Origin of the sequence: Pseudomonas sp. 34 E 7 (assembly GCF_900005715.1) — a bacterium.
GTDB lineage: Bacteria > Pseudomonadota > Gammaproteobacteria > Pseudomonadales > Pseudomonadaceae > Aquipseudomonas > Aquipseudomonas orientalis_A.
The window spans coordinates 1-12098 of sequence record NZ_CVTX01000038.1; the positions used below are offsets into that span (position 1 = coordinate 1).

The window sequence follows — 12098 nt, forward strand, 5'->3', positions numbered from 1 at the left end:
GCGATGAGGTCGACGCCCTCGCTGCCCGCGCCCACGGGTGCGCCAGCGGCGCCCAGGTAGCGGTTGTCGAGCCGCACGACCCGATGCTGCTGGAGATTTTCCGCAACGAAGCCCAGAGCCATCTGGACAGCCTCAACCACTTCCTGCAACAGGCCGCCGAACACATGCCGTTGCAGGTCAGTGATGAACTGCAACGCGCCCTGCACACCCTCAAGGGCAGCGCCTACATGGCCGGCGTGTTGCCGATGGCCGAACTGGCGCGTCCCCTCGACCACCTGACCCGCGAATACAAGGCCCATCGCCTGCCGCTGGACCTGGATGAAGTCGAGCTGCTGCTGGAAGCCGAAAGCGTGTTCCAGCGCGGGCTGCGTGAACTGGACAGCCATCCCCTGGCGCCGATCAAGGGCGCGGCGGACTTGATCAAGCGCACCCAAAGCCTGTTGGACCAACAGCTTGAAGCACTGCTCAACGGCCCCAGCACCGGCCCGCACGTCAAGCGCGATCCGCACCTGATCACCAACTTCCTGGCCCGGGGCATGGACATCCTGCTCGACGCCGAAAGCCTGCTGCGTCGCTGGCAGCAACACCCCGGCGAGCGCCAGGAGCTCACCGCGCTGCTGGACGAACTGACCACCCTGGGCGAGGGCGCGCACCTCGCCGACCTGCACCCTATCGATCAACTGTGCGAAGCCTTGCTCGACCTGTATGGCGCGGTGGAAGAGAGCAGCCTGGCGGTCAGCGAACGGTTTTTCCATGAGGCCGAGCAGGCCCATGAAGCGTTGATCACCATGCTCGACCAACTGGCAGCCGGGCAGGAAATCAGCCCGGCGCCGGCACGGGTCCAGGCCCTGCGCGAATTGCTCGATGACGCCCTCGATCCGTCCGCCACCGGCCTGATCACACGTGACGGCAACCGCGCCCCGCGCATCGCCGAGCTGGGCGCCGCGACCGAGCAACTGAGCCGGCACACCGCGATGGACGACGAGATCGTCGACATCTTCCTTGAAGAGGCCGTGGATATCCTCGACAGCGCCGGGCAGTCCCTCAAGCGCTGGTTGCTGGAGCCCGAGGGCATGGCGCCGTTGTCCTCGTTGCAGCGCGACTTGCACACCCTCAAGGGCGGCGCGCGCATGGCCGAAATCGACGCGGTGGGCGATCTGGCCCAGGAGCTGGAATGCGTTTATGAAGGCCTGGTGGACCGTCGCTACAGCTACTCCACCGAGCTGTCCCAGGCACTGATGGCCAGTCATGAACGCCTGGCCTTGCAACTGGACGAGCTGCACGGGCAGCAGCCTTTAAGCGACAGTGTCGAGCTGGTCGCCAGGTTGCGCGAACTGCGCCAGAGCAGTCTGCCGACGGCCCCGGTTGCAGCGCCGCAACCCTCGGGCGCCGACCCCGAGCTGCTGGATATTTTCCTCGAGGAAGCTGCCGATATTCTCGACAGTTCAGGCAGTGCATTGCTGCGCTGGCAGGCCGAGCCCGGCAACCGCCAGGAGGTCGAAACCCTGCTGCGTGACCTGCACACCCTCAAGGGTGGCGCACGCATGGTCGAGATCGGCCCGATTGGCGACCTGGCCCACGAGCTGGAGTTTCTCTACGAAGGGCTGTCCGCCGGGCTGCTGGCGCCGTCGCCCGAACTGTTCGCGCTGTTGCAGGGTTGCCATGACCGCCTGGCGCAGATGATCGACGCCGTGGCGGGCGGCTTGCCGGTGGGCTCGGTGGACAAGCTGATCGAGCGCATCAAGAGCCTGGTGCACCCGGGCGAAGAGCTGGTGGTACCGGTGGCGTTGCCGGCGGGTAAGGCGGAGACGGTGGTCGATCCGGCTGCCGACATGGTGAAGATCTCCGCCGAACTGCTCGACGACCTGGTCAACCTGGCCGGCGAAACCTCGATCTTCCGTGGCCGTATCGAGCAGCAGGTCAACGATGCGCGCACCGCGCTCACGGAAGTGGAAACCACCATCGAGCGCATGCGCGATCAACTGCGCCGCCTCGACAGCGAAACCCAGAGCGGTCTTTTCAGTCGCCAGCAGGCCGAGGCCGAGCGCCTGGGCTACGAAGAGTTCGACCCGCTGGAAATGGACCGCCATTCGCAATTGCAGCAATTGTCCCGCGCGCTGTCCGAATCCGCCTCCGACTTGCTCGACCTCAAGGAAACCCTCGAACGCCGCAACCAGGACGCCCACGACCTGTTGCAGCAACAGGCGCGCATCAACACCCAATTGCAGGAAGGCCTGATGCGCACGCGCATGGTGCCGTTCGAGCGCATGCTGCCGCGCCTCAAGCGCATCGTGCGCCAGGTGGCCGATGAGCTGGGCAAGGACGTGGAATTCGTGATCGGCAATGCCGAGGGCGAGATGGACCGCAACGTGCTGGAGCGTATGGCGGCGCCGTTGGAACACATGCTGCGCAACGCCGTCGACCATGGTCTTGAGTCCCGCGAGGTGCGCCTGCAGGCGGGCAAGCCAGAGAAGGGCCGCATCACCTTGGACCTGACCCACGAAGGCGGCGATATCGTCTTCGACATGCGCGACGACGGCGCCGGTGTGCCCCTTGAAGCCGTGCGCCGCAAGGCGATCAAGCGCGGCCTGCTCGACCCCGATCAAGAGATCAGCGACCGCGACGTGCTGCAGTTCATCCTGCAACCGGGGTTTTCCACCGCGGAAAAGATCACCCAGATTTCCGGACGCGGCGTGGGCATGGACGTGGTGCATGAGGAAGTGCGCCAGCTCGGCGGTTCGATGGTGATCGACTCGATCCCGGGCGTGGGTGTGCATTTCAGGATTCGCCTGCCGTTTACCGTGTCGGTCAATCGGGCCCTGATGGTGCAATGCGCGGACGATCAATACGCGATTGCGCTCAATACCATTGAGGGCCTGGTGCGTGTGCTGCCCCATGAATTGGCGGGGCACTACCAGCAGGACCCGCCGCGCTATGAATACGCCGGTCAACGCTACGAACTGTTTTACCTCGGCGACCTGTTGCACACCGTCAGTCGCCCCAAGCTGCTCGGCCAGTACCAGCCGGTGCCGGTGTTGCTGATGCAGTGCAACGAGCGGCATGTGGCGGTGCATGTAGATGCCATGGCAGGGACGCGCGAGATCGTGGTCAAGGGCCTGGGGCCGCAGTTTGCCGGGGTGCAGGGCTTGTCCGGTGCGACGATCCTGGGCGATGGGCGCGTGGTGCTGATTATCGACCTGTTGGCGCACATCCGCGCGCGGCCACCGGCGTTGCCGGCGCAGTCGGTGGACACGCCACTGACCCTCAACGACCCGCTGAAAAAGCGCCCGCTGCTGGTGCTGGTGGTGGACGATTCGGTCACCGTGCGCAAAGTCACCAGCCGCCTGCTGGAGCGCAACGGCATGAACGTGCTGACCGCCAAGGACGGCATCGACGCCCTTGCCCTGCTCGAAGAACACACCCCGGACCTGATGCTGCTCGACATCGAAATGCCGCGCATGGACGGTTTTGAAGTGGCGATCCAGGTGCGCAACGACCCGCGCCTGATGCGCCTGCCGATCATCATGATCACCTCGCGCACCGGCCAGAAACACCGCGACCGCGCCATGGCCATCGGCGTCAACGACTACCTCGGCAAACCGTACCAGGAGTCGGTATTGCTCGAGAGCATCGCTTACTGGAGCAAGTCCCATGCTTGACCACCGCGCGAGCCAACTTACCGGGCTGTTGCTGCCGTTGGCTGATCGGCACCTGATCCTGCCGAATGTCGCGGTGGCCGAACTGATCGACTTCCAGCGCGGCGAACCGGCCAGCGATGCACCGCCGTGGTACCTGCGCCAAGTCACCTGGCGGGATCGGCACATACCCTTGATCAGCTTCGAAGCCGTGTGCGGCGAAGCCAGCGTGACCGGCGAACGCTCCAGGATCGTGGTGTTGAACGCCTTGGGCGGGCGGCCGACGCTTAAGTTCATCGCAGTGGTGATCCAGGGCATTCCGCGCTCGTACAAACTCGACAGCGAATTGAGCTACGTGGACGTACCGCTGTGCCCGCTGGAACTGGCGGCGGTGCAGGTGGGCGAGCATGTGGCAAAGGTGCCGGACCTGATGGGGCTTGAAGCGCTGCTGGCCGAGTCCGGCCTGGCCTGAGCTTGAGACCTATGAAGATCCACTGCCGATCGTTCCCACGCTCCGCGTGGGAATGCATCCCGTGACGCTCTGCGTCGCCCGTATGCTGACTGGCGGGACGCGGAGCGTCCCAGGCGGCATTCCCACGCAGAGCGTGGGAACGATCAGTGTGGCTGGGGCTTCGGATTTTTCCTGCAAGATTTTGGGCCATGCATGAACTTGTGATGAGAAGTCCGCACGCCTAGTCTTCGTCCCGTCATCGCAAAAAACGGTGACACGGACGTGCAAGTCCGGTTACATGTCGGCGCACCAACGCCCATAGCCATTCAACGGGCGTTTTTTATGCCTCTGTACTCGTTATGGCGGCTGTGCGTGGGAGATTCTTCGGGATCTGCCGGGGTCCGATATGCCCGGTCTTGCACACCTGCGCACAGCTGCCACCTTCATTCGCGTGCAAGCGGAAGAGGGCAGTTTCCATCACATATCGGAGCTTTGAATCATGATCAAACCTACCCCCAATCCACCCCTCTTCACCGTAAACCCTCACCAAAACACCGAAACCCTGCTGGTCAACGCCAGCGAAACCCTGTCCTCCCTCAACGCGCTTACCTGCACCCTGGCCTTCGATCTGGACACCTCCCAGCGCGCCATCATGCTTGGAATTCAGCAGATGGCAGAGTTGGGTCAGTTGCTGGTCGATAGAGCGCTGGAGCAAGTCAGTCCTTCGCCGGAATTTTAAAGCGGTCCCAAATAGGGACTGATCGGTCTTTGATTGGGACCGCTATCTAACAGGCGCTACTGAGCAAATGTGGGAGGGGGCTTGCCCCCGATAGCGGTGTATCAGCCACATATCTATTAGCTGACCCACCGCAATCGGGGGCAAGCCCCCTCCCACATTTTGAGTTTCATTACTCCCACCGTAATGATCCGTCGTCGGGCTTGATTGATGGCCTTCCGAATCACTCCTAAGGTAAAGCCCCACGACAGCAACCCCCCGTGGAGCAACCATGACAACAACCATCACCCCCGACTCGCGCTGGACGCGGCGGCGCGACGAGAAGCAGCGGCGGCTCGGGCTGGTCAAGCAGTATGCAGACGGGGCGGTGTTGCCCAGTGACAAGATCGTCGAGGCCCTTGAAGCCTTGATCCTTCCCGGCGACCGCGTGGTACTGGAGGGCAACAACCAGAAGCAGGCCGACTTCCTCTCGCGTTCCCTGGCCAAGGCCGACCCGGCCAAGCTCCACGATTTGCACATGATCATGCCCAGTGTCGGCCGTTCCGAGCACCTGGACCTGTTTGAAAAAGGCATCGCACGCAAGCTGGATTTCTCCTTCGCCGGCACCCAATCCCTGCGCATCAGCCAGTTGCTGGAAGACGGCCTGCTGGAAATCGGCGCGATCCACACCTACATCGAACTCTATGCGCGCCTGGTGGTGGACCTGATTCCCAACGTGGTGCTCTCGGCCGGCTTCATGGCCGACCGCGCCGGCAACATTTACACCGGCGCCAGCACCGAAGACACCCCCGCGCTGATCGAACCCGCTGCCTTCAGCGATGGCATCGTGATCGTGCAGGTCAACCAATTGGTGGACGACGTCACCGACTTGCCGCGCGTGGACATCCCCGCCAGTTGGGTGGATTTCGTGGTGGTGGCCGACAAGCCGTTCTATATCGAGCCGCTGTTCACCCGTGATCCGCGTCACATCAAGCCGGTACACGTGCTGATGGCGATGATGGCGATCCGTGGCATCTACGAAAAACACAATGTGCAATCGCTCAACCACGGTATCGGCTTCAACACCGCCGCCATCGAACTGATCCTGCCCACCTACGGCGAATCCCTGGGCCTGAAGGGCAAGATCTGCCGCAACTGGACCCTCAACCCGCACCCCACGCTGATCCCGGCGATTGAAAGCGGCTGGGTGCAAAGCGTGCATTGCTTCGGCACTGAACTGGGCATGGAAAACTACATCGCCGCACGCCCGGATGTGTTCTTCACCGGCCGCGACGGCTCGATGCGCTCCAACCGCATGTTCTGCCAACTGGCCGGCCAGTACGCGGTGGACCTGTTTATCGGCGCCACCCTGCAAGTGGATGGCGACGGCCATTCCAGCACCGTGACCCGTGGCCGCCTCGCCGGTTTCGGCGGCGCGCCGAACATGGGCCATGACCCACGCGGTCGCCGTCACGGCACACCGGCCTGGCTGGACATGCGCCACGATGATGCGCCCGAAGCCTTGCTCGAACGTGGCAAAAAACTCGTCGTGCAAATGGTCGAGACCTTCCAGGAAGGCGGCAAACCCACCTTCGTCGACACCCTCGACGCGGTGGAAGTGGCGCGCAAAAGCGGCATGCCCCTGGCGCCGATCATGATCTACGGCGACGACGTCACCCACCTGCTCACCGAAGAAGGCATCGCCTACCTGTACAAGGCGCGTTCCCTGGAAGAACGCCAGGCAATGATCGCTGCCGTCGCCGGAGTCACCGCCATCGGTATGCGCCACAACCCCAAGGACACCGCCCGCATGCGCCGCGAAGGCTTGATTGCGCTGCCCGAAGACCTGGGCATTCGTCGCACCGATGCCACCCGCGAGCTGTTGGCCGCCAAGAGCGTGGCCGACCTGGTGGACTGGTCCGGCGGCCTGTACAACCCACCCGCCAAATTCAGGAGCTGGTAGATGCGCGCCCTCAAACTGCATGAAGTGAGCCTGGCCGATCGCCTGGCGGATAGGGCGGTCGATGCGCTGATCGACGAAGCGGATTTGTCGCCCAAACCGGCCCTGGTAGACCGGCGAGGCAACGGCGCCCACACCGATTTGCACCTGGGCTTGATGCACGCCTCGGCGCTGTCGCTGTGGCCGATGTTCAAGGCAATGGCCGAGGCCGCGCTTGAAATCGGCGAAATCGGCCTGCCTCTGCGCGAAGCCCTCGGCCGTATTGGCCGCGAAGGCGAGCAAGCGATGCTCATTACCACCAATGGCGTAAATACTCATCGCGGTGCGATCTGGGCACTCGGTTTGCTCACCGCCGCAGCGGCCCTGGACCCTGGCGCCGTTACGCTGAACGCGGCCAGATTGGCCTTGCTCGACGACCGACATGCGCCACAAACCCTGAGCCACGGCGCCCTGGTCGCCCAACGTTACGGCGCTCGCGGTGCCCGCGAAGAAGCGCAGTTGGGCTTCCCCTCGGTGACGCAGCGTGGCCTGCCGCAATTGCACAAGAGCCGCCGGCAACACGCCGGAGAACAGAACGCGCGCCTGGACGCCTTGCTCGCGATCATGACCGAACTGGCCGACACCTGCGTGCTCTACCGCGCCGGCTACGCAGGCCTGACCACCCTGCAACAGGGCGCCCAGGCCGTGCTGGACGCCGGCGGCAGCGCAACCCTGGCCGGCCGCCGCCAACTGCACGCGCTGGACCAACAACTGCTGGCCCTGAATGCCTCCCCCGGCGGCGCCGCCGACCTGTTGGCCGCCTGCCTGTTTATCGACCGCCTCGACGGAGCGTTGTGATGGAGACCTTATCCTTTGAATTCCCTGCCGGGCAGCCGCCAAAAGGCCGTGCGCTGGTGGGGTGCGTCGGCTCCGGCGACCTTGAAGTGCTGCTGGAACCGGGCACCGCCGGCACGCTGACCATCCAGGTACAGACCTCGGTGAACGGCGCCGAGCAACGTTGGCAGCACCTGTTCGAACGCATTTTCCAGGAGCAGACGCCACCGGCCTTGAACATTGATATCCACGATTTTGGCGCCACGCCCGGTGTGGTGCGTTTGCGCCTGGAGCAAGGCTTCGAGGAGATCGGCCATGACTGATTGGCTCAACAAACACAGCTTCGTTGAACTCGGTGCTCGGCAGCGCGCCAAGGCGTTGCTGGATGCCGGCACCTTTCGCGAGCTGATCGACCCCTTTCAGCGCGTCATGTCGCCGTGGCTCAGCCGCCAGGGCGTTGTGCCCCAGGCGGATGACGGGGTGGTCATCGCCAAAGGCAGCGTTGCCGGTCTGCCGGTAGTGATTGCCGCCATCGAAGGTAACTTCCAGGGCGGCAGCCTCGGTGAAGTCGGCGGCGCGAAAATCGCCGGAGCGCTGGAACTGGCCGCTGAAGATAACCGCAACGGCATCCCGACCCGCGCCGTGCTGCTGCTGGAAACCGGCGGCGTACGCCTGCAGGAAGCCAACCTGGGTCTGGCCGCCATTGCCGATATCCACGCGGCGATTGTCGACCTGCGCCAGTACCAGCCGGTAATCGGCGTGGTGGCGGGCAGTGTCGGCTGCTTCGGCGGCATGTCCATCGCCGCAGGGTTGTGCAGCTATCTGGTGGTCACCCGTGAAGCGCGCCTGGGCTTGAACGGCCCGCAGGTGATCGAGCAGGAAGCCGGGTTGGACGAATACGACTCCCGCGACCGGCCGTTTATCTGGAGCCTTACGGGTGGCGAACAGCGCTTCAACAGTGGGTTGGCCGACCGTTATGTGGCGGACGATGTGGCGCAGATCCAGCAGACCGTCAGCGCGCTGTTGCAGCAAGGCGCGCCCGAACAACAGCGTAGCCGCCGCGCTGATTTTTATCTGGCGCGCCTGGCCGAACTCGACGCCACGGCGCAGATCGACCCGGCGACGGTGCGCACGCTGTATCAGGGAGAACGCCCATGAGAGGTTTGCAGTGGTTTAACGCGCTAAGCGCCGGCGCGACGCGGGTGCAAGGCTTGCCTGACTCGCTCAGGATCGCCGATGGCCAGTTGAACGGCCAGAGCGTGCGTTTTCTCGCCGTGGTCACCGACCCGAACAACCGCTTCCCGCGCGCGCGCAATGGCGAAGTCGGTTTGCTGGAGGGCTGGGGGCTCGCCAAGGCTGTCGATGACGCTATCGCCAGGGGTGACAAACGCCCGCTGATCGCCATCGTCGATGTACCCAGCCAAGCCTACGGTCGTCGCGAAGAAGCCCTCGGCATCCATCAAGCCCTGGCCGCCGCCGCCGACAGCTACGCCCGTGCCCGTCTCGCCGGTCACCCGGTGATTGCGCTGCTGGTGGGCAAGGCCATGTCCGGCGCGTTCCTCGCTCACGGTTACCAGGCCAATCGCCTGATTGCCCTGCGCGACCCCGGCGTGATGGTGCATGCCATGGGCAAGGCCTCGGCGGCGCGGGTCACCCTGCGCAGCGTCGAAGAACTCGAGGCCCTGGCCGCCAGCGTGCCGCCGATGGCGTATGACATCGACAGTTATGCCAGCCTTGGGTTGCTCTGGGAGACGTTGACGGTCAGCCAGATTGAACAGCCCACGGCAGACGACGTGGCGCGGGTCAGCGATTGCCTGGTGAATGCGATCAAGGATATCGATGGCCCCAATCTGAGCGGGCGCCTGGGGGCGTCCAATCGTGCGGCGTCCAGCCATGTGCGTCAGCTGCTGCGGGAGCAATGGTGAACGCTCACGACTTGCTCTGGGGCATGACCCCGGCCCATCTGCCCGCCGATGCGCCCGGCTGGGTGGTGGATGCGCTCAGCGCCGGCCATCCGGTGGTGGTGCGCCGCGCCATCGCTGAGCCGGGCCATGTGGCGGTTGGTGTACGGGGGCGTTTGCGTGAGCAGCGGTTTGCCGCGCAGATGCCGATTGCTGCGGTACAACGGCGTGTGGCCCCCGAAGCCCTGCGGGACGTGACCTCGCCAAGGGATGTGCCGGCGCTGCGGGCACTTGATCAACTGCGGCCGCTGTTGGCGCATAACGACTGGGGCGTCAGCGGCAGTGCCGGATTCGAATTGGCCAGCGGCATCGAAGCGTTGCATGCCGCGAGCGATCTGGATTTGATCCTGCGCACCCCCGAGCCGCTCGAGCGTGACCAGGCGCACGCGTTACTGGCGATGCTCGATAGCGCACCGTGCGCCGTCGACCTGCAACTGCAAACCCCCGTCGGCGCTGTCGCCTTGCGTGAATGGGCGGGCGCGTCACGCCGGGTGCTGCTGAAAACCGCCAACGGGGCGCACCTTGTCGTCGATCCCTGGCAGGCGGTGGCATGAGCAGCTTGCTGGTATTTCCGGGGCAGGGCGCCCAGCGAGTCGGCATGCTCCAGTCGCTGCCCGTCGACGTCCTCGACGAGGCCAGCGCTGCCCTGGGTGAAGACGTGCGCCGGCTCGATTCGGCACAGGCCCTTGAATCGACGCGCGCCGTCCAGCTTTGCCTGTTGATGGCTGGCGTGGCGCATGCGCGCCTGTTGCAGCACACACCGGACTACGTGGCGGGCCTGTCCATCGGCGCCTATCCCGCTGCTGTTATCGCCGGCGCAATGGACTTTGCCGATGCCATCAAACTCGTCAGCCTGCGCGGCGAACTGATGCAAAGCGCTTATCCACAGGGCTACGGGATGACCGCGATCATCGGCCCGCAGTTATCCACCGTCGAAACATTGCTCGCCGAAATCCACAGCCCACAGACCCCGGTGTACCTGGCCAATATCAATGCCGATAACCAGACGGTCATTGCCGGCAGCGACGCGGCGATGCAGCGTGTCGCAGAACGCATCAAGGGCAACGGCATCGCCAGGCGCCTGGCGGTCAGCGTGCCGTCCCATTGCGTGCTGCTGGAGCAACCGGCCCAGGCGCTTGCCCAAGCGTTCGTCCCGCTCAAGGCGCCGCGCATCACTTACCTGAGCAGCACCCGCGCGCGGCCTATCCACAACCCTGAGCAACTGCGCGATGACCTGGCCTTCAACATGTGCCGCGTCGTCGACTGGCGCGGCACCGTGCAAAGCGCCTACGAGCGTGGTGTGCGTCTGCAGATCGAACTGCCACCGGGCGCGGTGCTCACCGGCCTTTCCCGCCGCGTCTTCGAACAAGGCACGGTGATCGCCTGCGAGGGCGCGCGCCTGGATACCTTGCAGGCCCTGCTGCAAGAGGAGGAGCGCCGCCACCGATAAAGCACGACCCAAGGCTTTCGAAGCACAACAACAACAATTTCGATCGAGCACTTTGAGGACAACAACAATGATTATTTACGGTGTGGCATTGCTGGCGATCTGCACGCTCGCGGGCGTGATCATGGGCGACATGCTCGGCGTGTTGCTGGGGGTCAAATCCAATGTGGGCGGCGTGGGCATCGCGATGATCCTGCTGATCTGCGCGCGGTTGTGGATGCAAAAGCGCGGCGGCATGACCAAGGATTGCGAGATGGGCGTGGGCTTCTGGGGCGCCATGTATATCCCCGTGGTGGTGGCGATGGCCGCGCAGCAGAACGTGGTCACCGCCTTGCATGGCGGCCCGGTGGCGGTGCTGGCGGCCATCGGTTCGGTGGTGGTGTGTGGTTGCACCATTGCCCTGATCAGCCGCACGCACAGGGGCGAGCCTTTGCCGCCCGAAGAGCCGCTGATCCTCGCTGCAGGAGGTCGCTGAGATGTGGGACCTCATCGAAAAAGGTTTGGAGCACAATGGCCTGATCACCGCGTTCGCCTTTGTGGGCGTGGTGATGTGGATTTCGGTGGTGCTGTCCAAGCGCCTGACGTTCGGGCGCATCCATGGCTCGGCGATTGCCATCGTCATCGGCCTGGTGCTGGCCTGGGTCGGCGGCACCATCACGGGCGGGCAGAAGGGCCTGGCGGACCTGGCACTGTTCTCCGGTATCGGCCTGATGGGCGGCGCGATGTTGCGGGATTTCGCCATCGTTGCCACGGCGTTTGAAGTGCAGGCCACCGAGGCGCGCAAAGCCGGGATGATCGGGGTGATTGCCCTGCTGCTGGGCACGATCCTGCCGTTCATCGTCGGTGCGAGCATGGCCTGGGCCTTCGGCTATCGCGATGCGGTCAGCATGACCACCATCGGCGCGGGCGCCGTGACCTACATCGTCGGCCCGGTGACCGGCGCGGCGATTGGCGCGACCTCGGATGTGATGGCGCTGTCGATTGCCACCGGGTTGATCAAGGCGATCCTGGTGATGGTCGGCACGCCGGTGGCGGCGCGCTGGATGGGCCTGGACAACCCGCGTTCGGCGATGGTGTTCGGGGGCCTGGCCGGCACCGTGAGCGGGGTGACGGCGG

General features: G+C 64.6%; 12 protein-coding genes. All 12 read left to right on the forward strand.

The window, feature by feature from the left end:
* The coding region (locus BFP96_RS01160) for an Hpt domain-containing protein (protein ID WP_139113304.1) at positions 1-3659 on the forward strand (3659 nt) is incomplete at its 5' end.
* Positions 3652-4107: a chemotaxis protein CheW gene (locus tag BFP96_RS01165; protein WP_065891566.1), complete on the forward strand. Its 456-nt coding sequence runs from the start codon at positions 3652-3654 to the stop codon at positions 4105-4107. The genes BFP96_RS01160 and BFP96_RS01165, both read left to right, overlap by 8 nt.
* Positions 4108-4585: 478 nt before the next feature.
* Positions 4586-4825: a DUF6124 family protein gene (locus tag BFP96_RS01170; protein WP_065885367.1), complete on the forward strand. Its 240-nt coding sequence runs from the start codon at positions 4586-4588 to the stop codon at positions 4823-4825.
* Between the two features lie 268 nt (positions 4826-5093).
* Positions 5094-6764: a malonate decarboxylase subunit alpha gene (mdcA, locus tag BFP96_RS01175; RefSeq protein WP_065885368.1), complete on the forward strand. Its 1671-nt coding sequence runs from the start codon at positions 5094-5096 to the stop codon at positions 6762-6764.
* A complete protein-coding gene (locus BFP96_RS01180) occupies positions 6765-7598 on the forward strand; it encodes a triphosphoribosyl-dephospho-CoA synthase (protein ID WP_065935423.1) in 834 nt (277 codons plus the stop codon).
* On the forward strand, positions 7598-7897 hold the full coding sequence (locus BFP96_RS01185; protein ID WP_032884109.1) for a malonate decarboxylase subunit delta: 300 nt from the start codon (positions 7598-7600) through the stop codon (positions 7895-7897). Before BFP96_RS01180 ends, BFP96_RS01185 begins: the two co-directional genes overlap by 1 nt.
* Positions 7890-8732 (forward strand): biotin-independent malonate decarboxylase subunit beta, encoded by an 843-nt coding sequence (locus BFP96_RS01190; protein ID WP_065935424.1) that lies wholly within the window; start codon positions 7890-7892, stop codon positions 8730-8732. The genes BFP96_RS01185 and BFP96_RS01190 overlap by 8 nt, the downstream gene beginning before the upstream one ends.
* Entirely contained in the window at positions 8729-9499 is a 771-nt protein-coding gene (gene mdcE, locus BFP96_RS01195) for a biotin-independent malonate decarboxylase subunit gamma (RefSeq protein ID WP_065935425.1), read from the forward strand. The genes BFP96_RS01190 and mdcE overlap by 4 nt, the downstream gene beginning before the upstream one ends.
* Complete coding sequence (locus BFP96_RS01200) at positions 9493-10089, forward strand: malonate decarboxylase holo-ACP synthase (RefSeq protein WP_065935426.1); 597 nt, start codon at positions 9493-9495, stop codon at positions 10087-10089. Before mdcE ends, BFP96_RS01200 begins: the two co-directional genes overlap by 7 nt.
* Positions 10086-10985 carry a malonate decarboxylase subunit epsilon gene (mdcH, locus tag BFP96_RS01205; RefSeq protein WP_065935427.1) on the forward strand — a complete coding sequence of 300 codons (900 nt, stop codon included), beginning with the start codon at positions 10086-10088 and terminating at the stop codon, positions 10983-10985. Before BFP96_RS01200 ends, mdcH begins: the two co-directional genes overlap by 4 nt.
* Positions 10986-11052: 67 nt before the next feature.
* Positions 11053-11457 carry a malonate transporter subunit MadL gene (gene madL / locus BFP96_RS01210; protein ID WP_065891559.1) on the forward strand — a complete coding sequence of 135 codons (405 nt, stop codon included), beginning with the start codon at positions 11053-11055 and terminating at the stop codon, positions 11455-11457.
* 1 nt (position 11458) lies between these two features.
* On the forward strand, positions 11459-12098 hold a 640-nt coding region (gene madM / locus BFP96_RS01215), incomplete at its 3' end, for a malonate transporter subunit MadM (protein ID WP_065935428.1).

Bases quoted from the DNA above. Each gene is read 5' to 3' on its own strand.
- BFP96_RS01190 (WP_065935424.1), top strand. From the start codon at position 7,890: ATGACTGATTGGCTCAACAAACACAGCTTCGTTGAACTCGGTGCTCGG.
- BFP96_RS01200 (WP_065935426.1), top strand. From the start codon at position 9,493: ATGGTGAACGCTCACGACTTGCTCTGGGGCATGACCCCGGCCCATCTG.
- mdcH (WP_065935427.1), top strand. From the start codon at position 10,086: ATGAGCAGCTTGCTGGTATTTCCGGGGCAGGGCGCCCAGCGAGTCGGC.
- BFP96_RS01185 (WP_032884109.1), top strand. From the start codon at position 7,598: ATGGAGACCTTATCCTTTGAATTCCCTGCCGGGCAGCCGCCAAAAGGC.
- BFP96_RS01170 (WP_065885367.1), top strand. From the start codon at position 4,586: ATGATCAAACCTACCCCCAATCCACCCCTCTTCACCGTAAACCCTCAC.
- mdcA (WP_065885368.1), top strand. From the start codon at position 5,094: ATGACAACAACCATCACCCCCGACTCGCGCTGGACGCGGCGGCGCGAC.
- madL (WP_065891559.1), top strand. From the start codon at position 11,053: ATGATTATTTACGGTGTGGCATTGCTGGCGATCTGCACGCTCGCGGGC.
- BFP96_RS01180 (WP_065935423.1), top strand. From the start codon at position 6,765: ATGCGCGCCCTCAAACTGCATGAAGTGAGCCTGGCCGATCGCCTGGCG.
- BFP96_RS01165 (WP_065891566.1), top strand. From the start codon at position 3,652: ATGCTTGACCACCGCGCGAGCCAACTTACCGGGCTGTTGCTGCCGTTG.
- mdcE (WP_065935425.1), top strand. From the start codon at position 8,729: ATGAGAGGTTTGCAGTGGTTTAACGCGCTAAGCGCCGGCGCGACGCGG.